Annotated in this window: 20 protein-coding genes; 8 read left to right on the top strand and 12 right to left on the bottom strand. The window is 64.5% G+C overall.

Features of this window, described 5'->3' with window-relative positions; all coding sequences use genetic code 11:
• Positions 1-50 precede the first annotated feature (50 nt).
• From SMA01S_RS09970 to ftsH, 4 genes are all read left to right on the top strand, one after another.
• Complete coding sequence (locus SMA01S_RS09970; RefSeq protein WP_066820960.1) at positions 51-1037, top strand: helix-turn-helix domain-containing protein; 987 nt, start codon at positions 51-53, stop codon at positions 1035-1037.
• 120 nt (positions 1038-1157) lie between these two features.
• Positions 1158-2117, top strand: coding sequence for a tetratricopeptide repeat protein (locus SMA01S_RS09965; RefSeq protein ID WP_157093888.1), 960 nt, complete (start codon positions 1158-1160; stop codon positions 2115-2117).
• Positions 2095-3084 carry a tRNA lysidine(34) synthetase TilS gene (tilS, locus tag SMA01S_RS09960; protein ID WP_245649226.1) on the top strand — a complete coding sequence of 330 codons (990 nt, stop codon included), beginning with the start codon at positions 2095-2097 and terminating at the stop codon, positions 3082-3084. The genes SMA01S_RS09965 and tilS overlap by 23 nt, the downstream gene beginning before the upstream one ends.
• Before the next feature lie 69 nt (positions 3085-3153).
• Complete coding sequence (gene ftsH, locus SMA01S_RS09955; RefSeq protein WP_066820954.1) at positions 3154-5115, top strand: ATP-dependent zinc metalloprotease FtsH; 1962 nt, start codon at positions 3154-3156, stop codon at positions 5113-5115.
• A gap of 95 nt (positions 5116-5210) precedes the next feature.
• Here the strand turns inward: ftsH and SMA01S_RS09950 are convergent, their stop codons facing one another.
• The 7 genes from SMA01S_RS09950 to SMA01S_RS24155 all read right to left on the bottom strand — a co-directional run bounded on the left by SMA01S_RS09950 (position 5211) and on the right by SMA01S_RS24155 (position 11317).
• Positions 5211-6008 (bottom strand): 2OG-Fe dioxygenase family protein, encoded by a 798-nt coding sequence (locus tag SMA01S_RS09950; RefSeq protein ID WP_245649225.1) that lies wholly within the window; start codon positions 6006-6008, stop codon positions 5211-5213.
• Positions 6009-6071: 63 nt separating this feature from the next.
• A complete protein-coding gene (locus SMA01S_RS09945) occupies positions 6072-6938 on the bottom strand; it encodes an RMD1 family protein (RefSeq protein ID WP_084250224.1) in 867 nt (288 codons plus the stop codon).
• A 137-nt stretch (positions 6939-7075) separates the two neighbouring features.
• Positions 7076-7486: an acyl-CoA thioesterase gene (locus SMA01S_RS09940; protein WP_066820950.1), complete on the bottom strand. Its 411-nt coding sequence runs from the start codon at positions 7484-7486 to the stop codon at positions 7076-7078.
• 124 nt (positions 7487-7610) lie between these two features.
• Positions 7611-7997 carry a response regulator gene (locus tag SMA01S_RS09935; RefSeq protein ID WP_066820948.1) on the bottom strand — a complete coding sequence of 129 codons (387 nt, stop codon included), beginning with the start codon at positions 7995-7997 and terminating at the stop codon, positions 7611-7613.
• A 47-nt stretch (positions 7998-8044) separates the two neighbouring features.
• Positions 8045-9040, bottom strand: a complete 996-nt coding sequence (locus SMA01S_RS09930; protein WP_245649224.1) for a sensor histidine kinase — start codon at positions 9038-9040, stop codon at positions 8045-8047.
• Between the two features lie 718 nt (positions 9041-9758).
• Positions 9759-10436 (bottom strand): nucleotidyltransferase domain-containing protein, encoded by a 678-nt coding sequence (locus SMA01S_RS09920; protein WP_066820941.1) that lies wholly within the window; start codon positions 10434-10436, stop codon positions 9759-9761.
• Entirely contained in the window at positions 10436-11317 is an 882-nt protein-coding gene (locus SMA01S_RS24155; RefSeq protein ID WP_169804223.1) for a pentapeptide repeat-containing protein, read from the bottom strand. Before SMA01S_RS24155 ends, SMA01S_RS09920 begins: the two co-directional genes overlap by 1 nt.
• A gap of 271 nt (positions 11318-11588) precedes the next feature.
• Between SMA01S_RS24155 and SMA01S_RS09910 the strand changes: the two genes are divergently transcribed.
• Positions 11589-12098, top strand: coding sequence for a DUF488 domain-containing protein (locus SMA01S_RS09910; protein WP_084250222.1), 510 nt, complete (start codon positions 11589-11591; stop codon positions 12096-12098).
• A gap of 39 nt (positions 12099-12137) precedes the next feature.
• On the top strand, positions 12138-12971 hold the full coding sequence (locus SMA01S_RS09905) for a DUF8757 domain-containing protein (RefSeq protein ID WP_066820934.1): 834 nt from the start codon (positions 12138-12140) through the stop codon (positions 12969-12971).
• A gap of 104 nt (positions 12972-13075) precedes the next feature.
• On the opposite strand, the gene SMA01S_RS09900 is transcribed toward SMA01S_RS09905, so the two are convergent.
• Positions 13076-14875: an aspartyl protease family protein gene (locus SMA01S_RS09900; protein WP_084250221.1), complete on the bottom strand. Its 1800-nt coding sequence runs from the start codon at positions 14873-14875 to the stop codon at positions 13076-13078.
• A gap of 179 nt (positions 14876-15054) precedes the next feature.
• Here SMA01S_RS09900 and SMA01S_RS09895 point away from each other — a divergent pair, with 179 nt between their 5' ends.
• Both SMA01S_RS09895 and SMA01S_RS09890 read left to right on the top strand, forming a co-directional pair.
• Positions 15055-15780 (top strand): DUF6629 family protein, encoded by a 726-nt coding sequence (locus tag SMA01S_RS09895; RefSeq protein WP_066820929.1) that lies wholly within the window; start codon positions 15055-15057, stop codon positions 15778-15780.
• A 152-nt stretch (positions 15781-15932) separates the two neighbouring features.
• Positions 15933-16880, top strand: a complete 948-nt coding sequence (locus SMA01S_RS09890; RefSeq protein WP_066820925.1) for a S1/P1 nuclease — start codon at positions 15933-15935, stop codon at positions 16878-16880.
• Positions 16881-16967: 87 nt separating this feature from the next.
• Here SMA01S_RS09890 and SMA01S_RS09885 read toward each other — a convergent pair whose 3' ends face one another.
• From SMA01S_RS09885 to SMA01S_RS09875, 4 genes are read right to left on the bottom strand one after another with little or no spacing between them, the layout of a single operon-like run.
• Positions 16968-17270, bottom strand: a complete 303-nt coding sequence (locus SMA01S_RS09885) for a Sec34-like family protein (RefSeq protein WP_245649222.1) — start codon at positions 17268-17270, stop codon at positions 16968-16970.
• Positions 17271-17275: 5 nt separating this feature from the next.
• Positions 17276-17590 (bottom strand): hypothetical protein, encoded by a 315-nt coding sequence (locus SMA01S_RS09880; RefSeq protein ID WP_066820920.1) that lies wholly within the window; start codon positions 17588-17590, stop codon positions 17276-17278.
• Positions 17590-17715 carry a hypothetical protein gene (locus tag SMA01S_RS25280; protein WP_281179179.1) on the bottom strand — a complete coding sequence of 42 codons (126 nt, stop codon included), beginning with the start codon at positions 17713-17715 and terminating at the stop codon, positions 17590-17592. The genes SMA01S_RS09880 and SMA01S_RS25280 overlap by 1 nt, the downstream gene beginning before the upstream one ends.
• A gap of 58 nt (positions 17716-17773) precedes the next feature.
• Complete coding sequence (locus tag SMA01S_RS09875) at positions 17774-17992, bottom strand: hypothetical protein (RefSeq protein WP_066820917.1); 219 nt, start codon at positions 17990-17992, stop codon at positions 17774-17776.
• Positions 17993-18091 lie beyond the last annotated feature (99 nt).

Below are 18091 nucleotides of genomic sequence, written 5' to 3'. Positions count from 1 at the left end.
CCGGCGGATGGCGATTCAAGGTCGCAACCCCCTATCCGCCGGAGAAGGTAATGGACGAGGACGAAGCGACGGGCGCACCCGATCAGGCGTCGCTATTCCCCAAGACCGTGGGCGACAAGCTGCGCGAGGCGCGTGAGGGGCTGGGGCTGACCCTGGCCGACATCGCGAACAAGACGCGCGTGCCGATGCGCCACCTGGAAGCGATCGAGAATAACCGGATGGAGGGGATGGCGTCGCCGGCCTATGCGATCGGCTTCACCAAGACCTATGCGCGCGCGGTCGGACTCGACGACAAGGCGATCGCCGCCGAATTGCGCCAGAGCCCGCAAATGCCGCTGTCGCCGGCGGCGCGGTTCGAGGAATATGAGCCGACCGATCCGCGCCGCGTGCCGTCGAGCGGCATCGCCGGCATCGCCGCGATCATCGCGTTGGTGCTGCTGGTCGGCGTCGGCATCTGGTACGGGACGACCTGGCTGCGCGGCACTGGCGAGGAGCCTGCGGCGCTCGCCACGCCTGATGCTTCGCCCACCATCGCCGCCGCGCCTGCCGCCCCTCCTGCCCCGGTTGCCGGCGGCCAGGTCGTGCTGACCGCGACCGATGCAGTGTGGCTGCGCGTCTATGACGCGACCGGAAAGACGCTGATCCAGAAGACGATGCAGCCCGGCGAGCAATATTCGGTGCCGACCGACGCCGCCAATCCGATGATCAATATCGGGCGGCCCGACAAATTGCAGGTGACGATCAACGGATCGGCGGTGCCGGCGCTGGGCGACGGCAAGCGCGCGATCAAGGACGTGCCGATCAGCGCCGCCGCGCTGCAGGCGCGCGGCACCGCTACTGCCCCCGCGGCCGCACCGACTCCCGCCGCCGCTGCCCCGACGACGAGCGCGACGCCCAGCCGGAAATCGGGATCGAACGAGGTGCCCGATTTCTTCCGCAAGCCGAGCGACAAGCCGACCGCCTCCCCGACGCCGCGTGCGGTGGCGACGCCCGATCCGGTCTCGCTGCCCGCTGCGGCGCCGACATCGGCGCCTTAGGTCGGACGAATGCCCCCCGCTTGCGGGGAGTCAAATCGGGCAATGACGCCAGCCACATATAGTGGCGCGGGCAGGCGTTCCGGGCTAGGTTAACCACAGCGGGACAATCTGGGGATGAGTATGCGTAGTTTGTTGACGACGGTCATGATCGCGGCGGCGAGCCTGGCGATCGTAGCGCCGGCGCACGCGCAGGACCGGTCGGTCGATGCGCGGCTGGGCCAGCTGGAAAAGCGGATGAACACGGTCGAGCGCGTGGTCTCCCGCACCTCTGGACCGCTCGTCCAGCCCGAGATCGGCCCCGACAACCAGCCGGTCACCCCGGCCGGCACGCCGGCGAGCGCGCCGCTTGCCGACCTGGAACAGCGGGTCACGTCGATCGAGACCGAGCTGACCGGCTTCACCGGACGGCTGGAGACCAGCGAGCACAAGATGCAGCAGCTCGAGGCCGATTTCGCCGCCTATAAGCGCGCCACCGACGCGCGGCTGAAGGCGCTGGAAGATCGCGCCGCGCCGCCGCCGGGCGATGCCGATCCCGCCGCCGTGACCGATGGCCCCGCGCCGGGCCCGGGCAAGTCCGGCACCAAGCCAGCGGCCGGCCCCGCGCCCAAGCCCGCGACTGCTGCCAACGACCCCGATCGTGCCAAGGCAGTCGCCGCGATCCCCAAGCCCGCCGGCAAGGACGCGGTCGACAAGGCGATGTACGCCTATAATTACGCCTATCGCCTGTGGCAGGCCCAATTCTATCCCGAGGCCGAGGCGCAATTGCAGGGTTATGGCGCGAAATATGCCGGCCACCGGCTGGTCAGCCGCGCGCAGAATTTGCTCGGCACGATCTATATGGATGACGGCAAGCCCAATCTGGCCGCGCAGATCTATTACGAGAATTATTCCAAGCTGCCCGATGGCGAGCGCGCCGCCGACAGCCTGCTCAACCTGGCCAAGGCGCTGACCGTGCTCAAGAAGCCGCGCACCGACATCTGCCGCGTCTATACCGAGCTGGGCGACGTCTATGGCGCCAAGCTGACCGCTGCGCAGAAGGCCGACGCGGACAAGGGCCGTGCCGCCAACAAATGCACCTGAGCTGACGCGCGCGGTCGACCCGGCGGCGCTGGAGCGGTTCGCCGCCGACCTCGCCGAGCTGTGCGATCCAGCCGATGCCCGCGTGCTGGTCGGGGTATCGGGCGGGCCGGACAGCGTGGCGCTGCTGCTGTTAACCCACGCACTGCTTGGCGAGCGCTGCATCGCGGCGACGGTCGACCACGGATTGCGCCCGGAAGCAGCGGACGAGGCGGCGTGGGTGGCCAGCCTGTGCGCGGCGCGCGGGATCGATCACGCTATCCTGCGCGGCACCTTGCCCGAGCGCGCAGGTCACACCGCCAATCTGTCGGCGCGGGCGCGCGCCCTTCGCTACGACCTGCTCCAAGCCCATGCCGACGCCGTCGGCGCGACACACATCGCCACCGCGCACCACGCCGACGACCAGGTCGAAACGCTGATCATGCGGCTGAACCGCGGCGCCGGGGTCGGCGGCCTGGCCGGGGTACGCGCGCGAAGCGGACGGGTGATCCGGCCCGTGCTCGGCTGGCGCCGCGCCGAGCTGGGCGCGATCGTCGCGGCGGCGGGGATCGTCGCGGTCGACGATCCGAGCAATGTCAGCGACCGCTTCGACCGCGCGCGGCTGCGCAAGGCGCTGGCCGGGATCGACTGGATCGACCCCGCGCGAGTCGCGGCGAGCGCCGCGGCTCTAGCCGATGCCGAGGAGGCGATCGGCTGGATGGTGCGTCAGCTTGGGACGGATCGAGTCGCGTCCGAGGGTGATTCGCTGGTGCTGGATCCGCGCAATCTGCCCTTCGAGCTGGTCCGCCGGCTGGTCGAGCAATGCATCCGCCAAATCGACCCCGCGGCCGAGATCCGCGGCTCCGCATTGGTACGGATGGTCAAGGCGCTGGAATCGGGCGACACTGCGATGCTGGGCGACGTGGTAGCGGTGGCGTTGTCGCCCACGGCGTGGCGCTTTCGCGAAGCCCCGCCGCGTCGATCGCTCTGATCGACGTTGTTCCATTGCCATTAAGGCTTGGTGCCTTATCTTTAAGGGCACGAAAGGTATCTTGCGACGATGAACGACAACGACAAGCAGCCCGGCCAGGACGGCGGCGGCAACAACTGGGCCCGGAACCTGTTGCTCTGGGTGGGTATCGCAGTTGCCCTGGCGGTACTGGTGGCAATGCTCGGCGACCGCGCGACAACGCCCGCGGGCCAGCAATTGTCCTATTCGGGCTTCGTCGCCAAGGTGAAGGACGGATCGGTCAAGAAGGTCGAGATCGCCGGCACCGCGATCAACGGCACGCTGAAGGACAATACCACCTTCCGCACCAATGCCGGCGTGCCCGATCCGCAACTGGTCCAGCGCCTGATCGACAACAATGTCGAGGTCGTCGCCAAGCCCGAGGAGACGCCGTCGATCTGGCAATATCTGCTCGTCCAGTCGCTACCGTTCGTGCTGATGCTGGCGATCGCCTTCTTCGTGATCCGCCAGATGCAGAAATCGTCCGGTTCCGGCGCGATGGGCTTCGGCAAGAGCCGCGCCCGCATGCTGACCGAGAAACAGGGCAAGGTGACGTTCGACGACGTCGCCGGCATCGATGAGGCGCGCGAGGAATTGCAGGAGATTGTCGAGTTCCTGAAGGACCCGACCAAGTTCGCCCGTTTGGGCGGCAAGATTCCCAAGGGCGCGCTGCTGGTCGGCTCCCCCGGTACCGGCAAGACCCTGCTGGCGCGCGCGATCGCGGGCGAAGCGGGCGTGCCGTTCTTCACCATTTCCGGCTCGGACTTTGTCGAGATGTTCGTCGGCGTTGGCGCCAGCCGCGTGCGCGACATGTTCGAACAAGCCAAGAAATCGGCGCCGTGCATCGTCTTCATCGACGAGATCGACGCGGTCGGCCGCCATCGCGGCGCCGGGCTGGGCAACGGCAATGACGAACGCGAACAGACGCTCAATCAGTTGCTGGTCGAGATGGACGGGTTCGAGGCGAACGAAGGCATCATCATCATCGCCGCGACCAACCGGCCGGACGTGCTCGACCCTGCGCTGCTGCGCCCGGGCCGGTTCGACCGCCGCGTGACGGTGCCGCTGCCCGATATCGAGGGCCGCGTGCAGATCCTCCAGGTCCATATGAAGAAGGTGCCGCTGGCTCCCGACGTCGACGCGCGCACGCTCGCGCGCGGCACACCGGGCATGTCGGGCGCCGACCTGGCCAACCTGGTCAACGAAGCTGCTTTGATGGCCGCCCGGCTGGGCAAGCGCCTGGTCGCGATGGCGCAGTTCGAGCTCGCCAAGGACCGCGTGATCATGGGCACCGAGTGGAAATCGCTCGTCATGACGCCCGAGGAAAAGAAGATGACCGCCTATCATGAGGCGGGGCATGCGCTGGTCCGCATCCATGAGCCGGCGTCCGATCCGATCCACAAGGCGACGATCATCCCGCGTGGCGGTGCCCTGGGCATGGTCGTGTCGATGCCCGAGCGCGACAATTACTCCTATCATCGCGACAAGATGTACGCCGACCTCGCCACCGTGATGGGCGGGCGCGCGGCCGAGGAGATCATCTTCGGCTATGACAAGGTCTCGTCGGGCGCGTCGGGCGACATCAAGCAGGCGACCAAGCTCGCCCGCGCGATGGTGATGCGCTGGGGCATGTCCGACAAGCTCGGCCCGCTGGAATATGAGGAAGAGCAGGGCGAGACGTTCCTGGGCTATTCGCAGACCCAGCGGCACAACATGTCGAACGAGACCGCTTTGATGATCGACAGCGAGATCAAGTCGCTGATCGACGGCGGCCACAAGCGCGCGACCCAGGTGCTGAGCGAGAATATCGACCAGCTCCACCGCGTGGCGGGCGCGCTGCTCGAATACGAAACGCTGACCGGCGACGAGATCAAGGCGATCGCCGCGGGCGAGGACATCAACCGGCCCGACGCGGGGGCGACGGCGTCGACCCTGCCGAGCAGCGGCACGTCGATCCCGAAGACGCGGCGCCCGTCGGGGCCGTTCGGGAATCCGGCGCCGGCTGGGGCTTAACGGCTCAGCTTAGCTATGTGAGATTGAAGGGGCCCTTCCCGTGCGAGCGGGGAGGGCCTTTTTCGTTACGGTAGTGCGGGCGAACGGGCGCGCCCTCAACCTGCGTCTTCCGCCTTCCATGTCGCGACCAACACATCGCGATACGCCGCCCTGTCCGGATCGATCGGCCGGATCGGCGTCACGCCGTGCAGCACGCGGTGATCGTCCAGCAGCACGGCGTCGCCCGGTACCGCCAGGGTGAAGCGGTCTATCTGCGGCCGGCCGGCGATGCGGATTTCGGTGACGCCTTGGTCGGCATTCACCCGATCGATCAGCATCACCAATACCCAGTCGACGCCGTCGCGATGCATTCCCTCCGGAGTCGGGCGGCCCGGCTCATGCGCATTGGCCTCGATCCGGAACTGGTGGAGCTCGACATGCCAGGGGCGGGCGGCATCGCCCTCGCCTCCGCCGGCGCGCTCGAAGCAATCGGTCGCGCCGCGGAGCAGGTGCCGCATCATCGGGCTGTCGACGATGCCGTCCTCGATCGGCTCGAACCAGCGCTGAACATCGCCGTTCAGCCGATTATAGTCGCGGCTCTGATAATGCGGCTGGTGCGGCTTTCGCGCGATCGCGTCCGGGGTGATCGCCAGGGCAGCATGGCGCCGCCGGCGATAGCGGCCACCATCGGCCATGTAGCGATCGAGGCCGAGCCGGTTCCACGATTCGGCGAAGCCCTGCCAGTCCGGATCCGACGCCGCGGCCGGCAGCCAGTCGATCGCGCCCGGCACCGGGCGAACGAAGCCCTGCGCGGCAAGCTCGGTGGCCAGGCGCAGATCGGCCTCGTTCCCGGCAGTCTCCAATGGTCGAGGCACGATGCGGTCCCCCATGTCGATGCCGCGGTATCGAGGCATGATAGTCGCCATATAAGGTCTGATGCGGCCAGATCATGGCGAGCGCTGAGCCGGCGCCGGCGTTCAGTAGCGAAACGCGACGAGGCTCACGACAATCTCGAACGCGATCAGCAGGACGACGGCGATTTCGAGCCGATAGGAGCGCTTGTCCAGGACCAGGTTGAGCAGGACGTCGGCGGCGTCGCCGATCACTTCCAGCTTGCGCTCGATCGAGCGGGCGCGGTCGCCCAGTTCGAATTCGGCTTCGAGGCGGGTGTAGAGGCGGTCGAGCTCGGGGTGATCCCACAGCAGATCGGGCTTCTCGCCGATCTGCGCACGCCCGACCACGCGATGCCGCGTCGCCAGGACATCGCCGATATGCTGCATCACCCGCTTGATCGGCATGCGCGCGCGACCCTGGGTTCGCAGGTCGTTGACCAGGGGTTCGATGCGATCGAACGTCTCCGTGATCCGGGTTTCGTCGCGGGCCAGCACCACGCTGCGCGCCAGCACCGTTGCCGTCAGCAGCAACCGTTCGGGAGTCGCCTCGCGCAACCGGATGCGGCCGTCCGCGCTCACATTCTCCTCGCCATCGGCGCGGATTTCGATCCAGGCGGTTTCCAGCTCGGGCGACGGCGCCGGTTCGATCACATGATCCATCAACTCGGCGATCAGCGTCTGCTCCAGCTCGGCCGACGCGCCGAACAGCACGAGCACGCCATAGCGAAAGACGAAGGCCGCCCCGATCCCGGTCAGCTTGAGCGCCTCCGGCTCGACGAACCTGGGCAGGTTGCGGGTGTCGATACGGGTTCCCAGGAACAGCGCCCGGACGTCGACATCGGTCGGGCTCCCCGCGATCGGATAGCCCAGCACCTCGCGCACGCCGACGCTGCCGGGACGGGCTGTGCCGGGCGATGTGAGCGCGCCGCCTTTCGCTGCCTGATCCGTCAAAGCGCCTTCCGATCCGCGTTCGTGCTGCGATGCCCTCGCCTGAGGGACGATAGAGCGGTGCGATCGTCCGGCCCAATACGCATTCCACCCGACCCCGCACGCGCGCCGGCACCGCCTCAGCGACGCTGCAAATGACTCTAGGCGACCGCCTCCGCCTTCGGGAAAAATAGATCGACAATGTCGCGCGCCAGCCGGACCGCGCGATGGGTTTTGGCGTCGACGCAACACCAGCACGAGCGCGCCCTCACCACTATCTCGTCGCCGCGCCGGATGATCGTGTCGTAAAAGGCCCGGGCGCCCTGGACTTTCTCGAGCACGACGGCCGCCACGAGGTGATCGCCCAGGAAGGCCGGCCGCAAATATTCGATCTCATGACTCAGCGCGACCCACAGGTGTTGCGCCACGGCGTCGGGCGGCGCGATCGAACGCCAATGGTCGATCACCGCTTCCTGTACCCAGGTCAGATAGGTGGCGTTGTTGGCGTGCCCCATGAAGTCGATATCGGCGGGTCCGACAGTGATCGGGTAGAGATATGGGGCGCTGGCCATGGCGACGTCACGATTGTCATCGATAACGCTTGATCGCCGTTGCGGCGCCGGTGGTGCTATTCGCGAATGTACGTATCCGTCGGGCGTGTCGGCCTGCTTCAGGGCCTGATCCGGCCGGGCCACATCAATGGTCCGAGACGACCAACAGCGCGGAGATGGCAACGACCAGCTGGGTAGAGGCGAAGGGTTTGGCGATGATGGTGCTTCCCGGCACGCCCTCGGACGTCCATTCATGGTCGCTGGCGCCGCTGACATAGACCACGGGCAAACCGGCCATCAATTGACGCGCTTCCCGCGCGATCGCCCAGCCATCCGGCCCGTCGCCGAGGTTCACGTCGGTAATCAGCCCGCGCAAGTCGGCGGCGTGCGCAACGAGCAACTCTACGGCCTGGTCGCCGCCATCGGCCACCAGCAGCTTGAAGCCCGCTTCTTCCAGGCTCTCGACCATCGTTTCCCGGATCAGGGCATCGTCTTCGACATAGAGCAACAACGGAGACACGGGATCGGTCATCGGCACGAATTTCCTGGAATGGTTGTCGGCTGAACGAGCCGCCGCGCCTAAAGTGCCGCCGCCGGCACGTTAAGGTGGATGATCGCCACCCTCGTCCCCGGATTGGTGTCGCTGATGGTCACGGAGGCGTCGAGCTGTTTGGCCAGGGCATCGACGATGCCGGTGCCCAGTCCCGGTTTCCAGCTCGCGTGATCGCGGGGCATGCCGACGCCGTCATCCTCGACGCTCAGCCGCCACCCGCTCGGCCGCGACCAATATTCGACGACGATCTTCCCCGGGCGCGTGCGTTCCGGAAAGGCGTGTTTCAGGGCATTGATCACCAGCTCGGTCACGATCAGGCCAAGGCTGACCGGCACGTCCGAGCTCGTGATGCTGTCATCGACCACCACGCTGAGCTCCAGCAGCTGATGATCGTAGATCATCGACGCCCCGATGCTGTCGCAAAGGTCGGTGAAATAGGACCGCAGCACCACGTCGCCCGCTTTGGCCGTCGCGAGCTGGCGCTGGAGCGTCGCGATCGACATCACCCGATGATGCGCGTCCTGCAGGTGATTGCGCGCCTCATCCGACTGCACCTTTCGCGCGCTTTGCATGAGGACGCTGGCAATGATCTGAAGGCTGTTCGCCACCCGGTGCTGCAGCTCCTGCAACAGGATATGCTTTTCGCGGACGGCGTCGTCCTTCAGCTTTTCGGTCAGCCGCGCGTCCGTCACGTCCAGCACGGCAAGCGCGATCCGGGCATCGTCCGACCCGAGATAGTCGAGCCGATGGGCATTGACGATCAACCGGCGCGTCGGCTTGCCGAGGCGCACCAGATCCAGTTCATAGGCATCGATCGCGGCATCGCCCGCGACGGTCGCCGCCAGGAGCGAGCGAAGCTGGGGCATCCCCCATTCGCCCGATCCAAGGCTCGCCAGCCCCGCGCCGACAACCTTGTCCGGATCGAGCGCGAAGGCGCTGCAGAACGAGCCGCTGGCGGCCTTGATGACGAGGTTGGCGTCAAGCAGAAGGAGCGGCGTTGCCGAGGAAAAGACCAGCGCCATGCCAAGGCTGCTGGAAGCGTCATGAGATACGGGCGTAAAAAATTCCATGGCCGAAGCCTTCGGAAGCCAGAGGTCCCGCGAAACGCGAGCCATACCCGGTAACAATTTCTAGAAGCGCTCCGACCCGGTGGGAGTCTGGAGGCAGGACGCAGCATACCACGGCGGGGGTGGGAGTCCTAATTTTATCGGGGTTTTAGGGCGCGGATGCGGGGGGGGATGGAAATGACAGGATGCGGCACGACGGCGTCGGCACTGCCGGGCGGCGGGAGGTCGATCCAGAAGGCACGACGGCCGTCGGGGTCGTTTGGGTAGCTCGCGTTGGGTGAGGCTTAAGCTTCATCGATTGTTGTGATGCGAAAGGCACTTCCCTTGTGGGTGGGAGGGCTTTTCCGCTTCTACGCTCGAAGTACTTCCTCAAGCATGAGCTGAATAGCGGCGAGACCGTCCGGTCCTTCCCGACGGCCGGCATCAAACACGTCGCGTGAGTTGTCCGCCAATAATTCCGCACGTGCCGCGGCTTCCCGAAGAAGGTCCGCTGCTCGGTCTATGTCGATGTTGCCACCTCCTTCGGTGGCTCGACGTTGCCATGAGTCAATCGCTGCTGCCGTCATCCCAGCCAGCGGTGCGTCCACTCCAAAGCGGCGATTGATGGGCACAAGAAAGTCCCGCTCGATCCTAACCCTTTCCTCGAACCTAGTCCTCCTTGTGGACGCATCCATTAAACGCTCTCCAGCCGTCGCCGCAATCCAGCGACCCAAGATACCAACCTATCATGAATGCTCAGGACCTGCGACTGGGTGACTTTTTGAGGCGGTTGCAGGCCGCGCTGACCGGCCATGCGGCAGGTCATCGCAAGATCATATTCGGCCATCGTGATTGGCACATCGACCACCTCCTTCAGGTGAAAGGGCGAGTAGCGGGAAAAATCGGGGCGATCGCACAGCATCGCGGAGGCCGCCATGCAGATGTTGCGGAGGCAAACGTAGACGAGACCGAGCTCGTAGACCGCATTCTCGGGCGACGCGCGGAGTTGCGCAGGGATGCCAGAAAGGATCTTCTCAAATGACGCTACATCCAACGCCGCGTCACAATACGGAGTGGGCTCGCCTAGCTCGGCGATAACCGGCACGGCTTCGAATAGCGGAACAGTTTCTCGATATAAGTGCCATGCGAACAACTCACCGTTCGCAAACATTTGGCCCAGACGTTGACGCCCGTACCAAGACACAGAGGGTTCGAGGTCGCGCAAATCTAAAGGGATGTGCAATACCACTTCCTGTTCATCGACCTTGCCCTCACCGTCAGCGACAACAGCAAGCAAATCGACGTCGCTCCGCTGATCCCGATCGCCACGCGCGACAGAACCAAAGAGGTAAACGCCTAACAGGATACCCATCAGCGATGCGAAACGGATTTTGAGAGCACCGAAATAAACAGGCCGATGTAAACGTATCGCATTGCTATCAAGGCATAGTCTATAAATAGAAAGCCTTTAAATCGTCCATCGGGACTCGCGTCGAGAAGCAGATCGACGCTGTAGCGGAGCACCTCCAAGCCGGAGCGCGTCGTGTCCCAACCGACCCTGGGCACTATCGACCACATGTTCACGAAAGTCATAACTAGCACCAGGATGGCAGCGCTACGGATCATTCTGAATGGCCGCTCCCCGTGTCCCCAAACCCAGCCGCCGAGTTTCAGACGAGCCAGACCGACCGCAGCCACGGTCTTATCGATCACGCCCGGATACTTACGGCGATAATAGTCCTCGGACCCCTTTAAAGCACGAGACAGGTGGTCCGTGGCGGCGTCGACTTCAGCCAGCACGAACAATCGCTGACTGCCGTAATCGCCTATCTCGGCTGCGTTGGCACGAAGATTCTGCAACGAATCCCGCTTCAGGTTAGGCTCAAGAGGCAGGACGGCCAATATCTCCTTGGGCTCCAATAATGTGCGATGGAATGTGGCGTATTTGAAATCGCAGACGTGGAAAGAGGCACCCCGAAGACTAGAGTCATAGAAGCGACAGCCGACGAATCGACATCCTTCGAACGTCGCTCCACGAAAGTAAGCGCGCTCGAAAATGGAATAAGAAAAGTCACAGTCTACGAAGGTGGCTTGATTAGCATTTAGATCGTCGAAACGTCGGTTCTTAAGGTCTAAACGTACATGCGTTTCGCGCGAAAGTGGGACGCGGTTAATCGGTTCGCCAAGATTGGCTCGTACATGCTGGGTTGGCATGTTTGCTAGGGCTGCGCTTTGGGCCGGCGTCGCGGCCATCGCTCGCTTCCCAAAGAGCCGGCTGAACATAGCGATATTGTATCGCGCCAATGGCCGCTCCGCTAGGCGCTCCTTGAGCTCGTTCGTATTGCCGCGCCGAGCGCCAACTTCCCGTCGAGCTTGATGAGCAGATTCTGTCGCGCTTCTCATCCATGACAAGCCCGTCTTCATTGGGGCGCCCGCCTACGGTTTCCCAACTTCTCGGCTCGAATGAAACTGCCTCGCTGTAGACTCGATTTCCTTCTATCGGTCTCCAAACAAAGGAAACGCAATGCGCAGCACGCTCTACACTATCGGCTATGAAGGCGCAGAAATATCGTTATTTTTGAGTGTTTTACGAGAATGCAACGTCCAACGGGTAATCGATATCCGCGATGTACCGGTCTCTCGCAAGCCCGGCTTCTCCAAGGGATCGCTCAGCGCAGCCCTCGAAAGCCAGGGAATGGGTTACACTCATCTCAAGTCGCTGGGCGATCCGAAAGAGGGAAGAGATGCGATGCGACGCGGCGACTATCCGACGTTCGTCGAAATCTACGTTGCGCACCTTGCCTTGGACGCCGGTCAGCGCGCTCTGCAGCAGGCAATCGAGATAGCGCGGGAGGAAAGCTCGGTTTTGCTATGTTTTGAGCGCAACCCAAAAGAATGCCATCGTACGATCGTTGCCAATGAAATGCGCAAACACACGGGCTTCGACATACGCAATTTGGGCGTAAATAAAGATCTCGACGCTAGGAAGCATAAGGCCAATGACTTCATTGGTGTAGCTTCTGCCTCAGTGTGATGCTAACCCTGTTGCAAGCATGTAGCGGGGAGAGGAAGAGTGGCGGGAGCGCGGCGCGAACGCATTCTTATACTGTGTAAGACCTATCCTTCGCCTAGCGAGAAGCACGCCGAGACATCCTGTGTTGCCGGCATGACTGCTGACGGCTCGCTGATCAGGCTGTTTCCCGTACCTTTTCGACTCATTCGTGACGCTCAGCAGTTCAAGAAATGGCAATGGATCTCCGCCCAAATTTACAAGGCTAACGATGATCGGCGGCCAGAGAGCCACAAGATTTACGTCGACACCATAACTTTGGATGGCGCGCCTCTCCCAACCGCGCGCGATTGGAATGCGCGTCGGCGCGAAATCGAGAAGCTCCGGCTATTCACGGATTTCGCCGAACTCGATCGCGCTCGAGAGGCTGAAAGCCTAACGTTGGGGCTAGTGCGGCCCAGCAAGATACTTGGCCTCGATATTACAGCAGTTGATCAAGCAGAATGGAGCGAGGAAGAGCTCAAAAAACTCCTCCGACATCAGCAGCAGGCTGGCTTATTTGACGATGACGACGCGAGGGCTATCCGGACCCTGCGCAAATTACCATTTGCATTTCACTATAGATATGAATGCGAGATAAGCGGCGAAACGAGAGCTTACCGCCACAAGATCGCCGACTGGGAGATAGGGGCACTCTACTGGAACTGCCTTCAACGGCACGGGGACGGCTGGGAACAGCCTTTGCGCGAAAAAATCGAGCAAAAGTTGCCTAGTGCCGACCTAATGTTCCTGATGGGAACCATCCATCGGTTTCCCGACCAATGGCTGATCGTCAGCCTAATTTATCCGCCGCGCAAATACACCGGCGAGCGTCAGCAGATCGAACTCGCGATCTAGAGCAGATTTGGGTTATGGCGGCAGCTTACTAAATTCGCTGAGGGATCAGGTCGATCGAGCGCTGGCGGACTGGATAAACCAAGTTTCGACTATCCAGGAGACCATCATATACCAGAGGCTCCCCCACCCGGCACCGCCAACATCTCCCGCAACACAATCTCCGCATCCCGCTCCTGCCCATCCCTGGCGTAGCGCACCCGCACCCGCGTCCCCGGCGCCTGCGTGAACGCGCGGGTCAGCTCGCCGCCACCCAACTCCCGCGCGCTCCGGCCATCGACGCTGAGCAGCTTGTCGTTCTTGCGCAGTCCCGCCTGCGCCGCCGGTCCGCCGTCGTTGACGAAGCTCACCAGGATCGTCTGCGGGTCGGTCTTGATCGCGCGCAGGCCGGCGCGGCCGAACGGCACCGGCGCATAGCCCGGCACATAGTCCATGCACACGCGCGAGCGGCCGTAATCGAGCGTGATCGTGTAGTTCGCCAATATATCCGTGCCGAGGTTGCCGGCCTCGCTGACCGACAAGGCGACGCCGCCCTTGTCGTCGGTCGTGCGGACCATCGGATGGCGCACGGTGCCGCCGCCGACGGCGAAGGTCTGCGCGTACATCACCCAGTTACGCGACGGACCGCCGGCGCCATAGGAGACCGCCTCTACCCCGCGATTGTAGCGCGCGGTGACGCCCTGTTGCTTCAGCCAATGGGCATAGAGCTGCAGCGATCCGTTGTTGCCGGTATCGATCGTGAACGGCGCGCGGATGCCGTCGAGCTGTGCCTCGATCGTCGGCATGTCGCTGGTGAACCGCGCCGCCACCCATCCGCTCTTGCACGTCACGGCGCTGTCGCGCGGCAACAGGGTCATCTTGCCGGCGCGATAGTCGATCCGGGTGATGAAGCGCTCGACCACTTCCAGCCCGAGCAGGCCGTCGAGCGGCGGCTGCGCGCCGCGCTCGAACGACGAATAGCCGAGATCGAGGATCGAGAAGAATTGGTCGCGCATCACCGCGTCGCCGATCCTAAGTTCCTTCACGCGCGTGAATTGCTCCGCGATCGTCCCCGCGCCGCTGCCGCCGCTGCGCGTCCCGCCGACGGGCGTGAGCCCGAGCGCGCGCGCCGCATCGGGCGACAGGATGCTGTGGCCGCCGGTGTCGAACAGGAAGTGCATCGGCCGGCCATTGACGCTGGCCGCGATCTCTAGCTGGGGAAAGGGTGTCGCGGCCACCGTCGTGCCCGCGGCCGGTATCGTGTGATCGTCGGGCTGACGCGGCGCAGCATAACTGTCCGCCGGCGCCCGGGGGAGCAGGCGATAGGAATCGATCGTGATCCGCTCTTCGTTGTCGCCGTCGGATTGCACGATCGAGAAAGGCAGCCGCCGCCCCGCGACCGCGCGATAATCGGCGTAGCGCGTCTCGACCTTGTAGAACCAGTCCTGCTCCACCGCGCGCGCCAGCTCGCCGGTCGCCGCGTCGAACCACAATTCGACCGGCTCGCCGCCGCGCGGGGTCGCGGTTAGCACCGAATAGCGCCGCCCTTTGTCGGTGCGCGTGACCGCCGCCCCGCGCTGTGCGCCGCCGAACCCGGCCTGCATCCAGCCGAACCGGGCGAGCCAGGCGCTCGTCTGGGTCTGGCGCTGCGCGAAGGGGCTGTCGAGCTTGTGGCTGCCACCCGACCGTTCGATCCGCCAATGCGTGCGGCCGTCGTAAATGTCGCCAGTCTTGAACGCTTTCAGGTCGGTGCTGGTGGCGAAGCGGCCGTCGCCCAGGTCGTTGACCGATCGCCAGCTGCCCTGCAGCCCTTCCGCGGCGATCGTGCCGGTCGCGATCAGCGTGTCATGGGGTTGCCACTTGCCCGCCGGCGCGCTCCCGATCAGCAACAGCGCCGCTCCGGCGATCGTCCAGTTCATCCGCACCATGTTCGTCTCCTTGGGCAGGGGCGATAGCGCAGCCCCAGCTGTCCGGTCTTGAACGGGATTAACATGACGGGGCCGACGGGAGAGGCTGCCCGCGCCACGGACCGCTGCTCGCCAACATGCTGGCTATGTGCCGGGAATCACTCCACACACTTTCTCACGCACTGGCCGGAGAAAATCGCATGTGCTTTTCGGCCACGTCCAGCTTCATCGCCTCTGGCGTGATCGGGGCGATCGGCGTTGCGACGCTTCGCCAGGTGCGCGAGCCGCGGGCGCTTCTGTTCGCGTCAGTGCCGATGCTGTTCGCGGTCCACCAGTTTACGGAAGGATGGGTCTGGCTCGGCCTCGACGGGCGGATCGGCAAGCTTGCGCTCGACCATGTCGCCTTCCTGTTCATGCTCTATGCCCAGGGTATCCTGCCGTTGCTGATGCCGGCCGCGGTCGCGCTGATGGAACCGCCCGGCTGGCGGCGCGGCGCCATTCTAGCGCTGACGGGCGTCGGCGCGTTGGTATGCGTGTGGGATATTACCGGGCTGATCTTCTTGCCCAGCCGGTGCTTCATCCAGCAGGATTCGATCGCCTATCGCAACCACATGACGGGCAATTTCTGGATATCGTGCCTGTATGTTCTCGCCACGTGCGGCGCGTTGCTCTTGTCGACCCATCGCGTCGTCAGGTGGTATGGCGCGATCAATGTCGTCGCGCTGACGATCACGGAGATCGTCAAGCAATACGCCTTTGCCTCGGTCTGGTGTTTCTACGCCGCGATCATGAGCGTGATCATCTATTGGCAATTCAGGCGCCTGAAGATCGATATCGAGACGCCCAATGGCATGTCGCCGATTCGCAGGGCCCTGCTCTTCTCCAGGCTGCGGCTGACGAAGGCGGGCAGGACGAGCACCGACTGACGGCACGCTCTGGCGCAGCCCTGCCCGCGCCAGCGGTTCCCAATCACTGACGAAGACCAACTTGACTCTCGTCCGCAAACTTACGTTAACGTAAGCCAATCCTCGCGACGCCAATCGCGACATGAAAAACACGCCAGAGAGGATCGCCCGGCATGAAGATCAAACAGCGGCTGGCCTGCGCCTTGTGCATCGCCGCCGTGGCGGTGCAGTCCGGCGGCGCGCTCGCCTGGTCGAACCAGGGGCATATGGTGACCGGCGCCATCGCCTATGACGATCTGGCCAGGACCGATCCCAAGCTGATCGCCACGATAGAGGCGATCATGGCGAACCATCCCGACAAGGCGCGGTTCGACCGCGCGCTGGCGGGGTTTTCGGGGGAAGCGCGGACTCGCCGGCTGTTCGAGCTGATGGCGCGCTGGCCGGACGATGCGCGCAAGGGGCCCTATGATCATCCCGGCTGGCATTATTGGCTGCGGCTGGTCCCGTCCCAGGCCGACCCGGCCAAGGTCCCGCCGGCGATGCTGGCGATGAGCACCGGAGAAGCGGCCGAAGCCTATCGGCTGAACCTGGCGACCGTGCGCGATGCCTATGCGCCGGCGGCGGATCGCGCGGTGTCGCTATGTTGGCTGTTCCACCTGGCGGGCGACATCCAGCAGCCGCTCCATGGCGGCCATCTGATCTCCGGCCGCTTTCCGCTGAGCGATCGCGCGGGCGAAAGCGCCTTCGTCCGCCCGGCGGAGGGCGGGGCGGCGATCGACCTGCATGCTTATTGGGACAATGCGGTCGGCGGGGATGAGGACGATGACGCCAATGTCGAGGCGGTGCGCGTCCGGCTCGACCAGGCCTGGCCGCGATCGGCGCTCAAGGAATTGACCGGGAAGGCCGATCCCGACGCGTTCCGGTCATGGGCGGACGAGAGTTTCGAGCTGGCGCGATCGGTGGTCTATAAGGGCGGGACGTATGAGGGCGCCACGACGGCGGCCGCGGCCATGCCGGTCCCGCCGGCCTATCAGGCGTCGCTGCGCACCACTGGCGAGCGCCGCGTCGCGCTGGGCGGCCATCGCATCGCCGATGCGGTGCGGGCGGCGCTGTCGAGATAGGATGCGGTCGTCGCAATAATCGGGCGCGCGTCGTTCATGCCGGAAAAGCGGGCGGCAGACGATTTGCGCTGCCGGAACCCGGTCCGCTCAATGCCGCGCCGGCTTCTTCACCGTTCCAACCGGCTCGTCGGACGGATCGACCCGACCGAAATGCGCCCGGCGCTCGTTGATGCCCTTGTACAATTCCTCGAGCCGATTGACGTCGGCCACCACTTCGCGCTGTTCGGTCAGCCAGCGTTCGGTCGCGTCGTGGAGCGGCTTGCCGTCCTGACCGTCATGCAGGGTGGCGCCCTGTTCGATCAGCCAGATCATGTCGTTGGCGCGCGACCGCTGACGGCGCAGATGCGTCATCCACTCTTCGACGATTCCTGCTGGGACGAGGCGATCCATCATGATCAGTCCGGCGCCCGCGTGCGAAGCGCCAGCGCCTGTTCGACGGCGGCCAGACCATCGGCGCTTTCGATCGCCAGATCGAGCGGTCGGCCGAGCCCGGCCTGATCGCTGTTGAGATAGTCCATCGCGGCAGCGGGGCCGGCGAAGGATTGCAGCGCGAACGAGACGACGCGCCCCTGACGCGCGACTTGTTCGGGCGTCAGGCGCGGTTGATCGCGGCGGCTGCGAAAGAAGCGTTTTTCCTGGCGTTGCTCGGCCGGCGGCGAGGCGTCGTCCGCCGCGACCACGGGCTGCCGGGGCGCGGCGGCCTTGGCCATTACGAGCTCTTGCCCAGGGTTACCTTGACCGCGTTCTTGTCGACCGCGAGCGGCGTCGCGGGCTTGGGCTCGACCTTTTTGGGTTTGCGGATTTCGCGATTGCTGCGTTTCTGGGCCTTGGCCATGAGCTCTTCCTTCGTGATGGTGATGCCGGCCCGCGGCGCGGGCGCGGGTAGCTATCGATCAGCGGTGGCGTGAGAAGACCCGCACGCGCCGTGCCGTTTTGCTGATGATCTTCGATTTGAAGGCGCGGGCGACGATCGCCGTGTCGTCCATGTTCATCAACACCACGCGGGTGCCGCCGTCCAACAGGCTCTCGATCGCGCTGATCGGCACCTTGCGGCGGCCGCACAGGGCAGTCACCTCAGCCAAGGGAACGTTGAGATTGATGGCGCGGGACATGCGAGAACTCCTCGGCGGTTGAGCGGGAGCGTCGCGTCTCTCAGTCGACACCATGCCCTGAGCGTCGATGCGATGGCTTTTATATGGGGACGATGGGCG

It is taken from the genome of Sphingomonas mali NBRC 15500 (assembly GCF_001598415.1).
GTDB classification, from domain to species: domain Bacteria; phylum Pseudomonadota; class Alphaproteobacteria; order Sphingomonadales; family Sphingomonadaceae; genus Sphingomonas; species Sphingomonas mali.
Note: the sequence above shows the minus strand (reverse complement) of the source record. Positions and strands in the feature narration are given on the sequence as shown.

Excerpts from the sequence above, each read along its gene's own strand:
- SMA01S_RS09880 (WP_066820920.1), bottom strand. The coding sequence starts at position 17,590 with ATGGCCAAGGCCGCCGCGCCCCGGCAGCCCGTGGTCGCGGCGGACGAC.
- SMA01S_RS09970 (WP_066820960.1), top strand. The coding sequence starts at position 51 with ATGGACGAGGACGAAGCGACGGGCGCACCCGATCAGGCGTCGCTATTC.
- SMA01S_RS24155 (WP_169804223.1), bottom strand. The coding sequence starts at position 11,317 with ATGGCCGCGACGCCGGCCCAAAGCGCAGCCCTAGCAAACATGCCAACC.
- SMA01S_RS09930 (WP_245649224.1), bottom strand. The coding sequence starts at position 9,040 with ATGGCGCTGGTCTTTTCCTCGGCAACGCCGCTCCTTCTGCTTGACGCC.
- SMA01S_RS09885 (WP_245649222.1), bottom strand. The coding sequence starts at position 17,270 with ATGGATCGCCTCGTCCCAGCAGGAATCGTCGAAGAGTGGATGACGCAT.
- SMA01S_RS09890 (WP_066820925.1), top strand. The coding sequence starts at position 15,933 with ATGAAGATCAAACAGCGGCTGGCCTGCGCCTTGTGCATCGCCGCCGTG.
- SMA01S_RS25280 (WP_281179179.1), bottom strand. The coding sequence starts at position 17,715 with ATGGCCAAGGCCCAGAAACGCAGCAATCGCGAAATCCGCAAACCCAAA.
- SMA01S_RS09920 (WP_066820941.1), bottom strand. The coding sequence starts at position 10,436 with ATGGGTATCCTGTTAGGCGTTTACCTCTTTGGTTCTGTCGCGCGTGGC.
- SMA01S_RS09965 (WP_157093888.1), top strand. The coding sequence starts at position 1,158 with ATGCGTAGTTTGTTGACGACGGTCATGATCGCGGCGGCGAGCCTGGCG.
- ftsH (WP_066820954.1), top strand. The coding sequence starts at position 3,154 with ATGAACGACAACGACAAGCAGCCCGGCCAGGACGGCGGCGGCAACAAC.
- SMA01S_RS09940 (WP_066820950.1), bottom strand. The coding sequence starts at position 7,486 with ATGGCCAGCGCCCCATATCTCTACCCGATCACTGTCGGACCCGCCGAT.
- SMA01S_RS09950 (WP_245649225.1), bottom strand. The coding sequence starts at position 6,008 with ATGCCTCGATACCGCGGCATCGACATGGGGGACCGCATCGTGCCTCGA.
- SMA01S_RS09895 (WP_066820929.1), top strand. The coding sequence starts at position 15,055 with ATGTGCTTTTCGGCCACGTCCAGCTTCATCGCCTCTGGCGTGATCGGG.
- SMA01S_RS09935 (WP_066820948.1), bottom strand. The coding sequence starts at position 7,997 with ATGACCGATCCCGTGTCTCCGTTGTTGCTCTATGTCGAAGACGATGCC.
- SMA01S_RS09900 (WP_084250221.1), bottom strand. The coding sequence starts at position 14,875 with ATGGTGCGGATGAACTGGACGATCGCCGGAGCGGCGCTGTTGCTGATC.
- SMA01S_RS09875 (WP_066820917.1), bottom strand. The coding sequence starts at position 17,992 with ATGTCCCGCGCCATCAATCTCAACGTTCCCTTGGCTGAGGTGACTGCC.
- SMA01S_RS09910 (WP_084250222.1), top strand. The coding sequence starts at position 11,589 with ATGCGCAGCACGCTCTACACTATCGGCTATGAAGGCGCAGAAATATCG.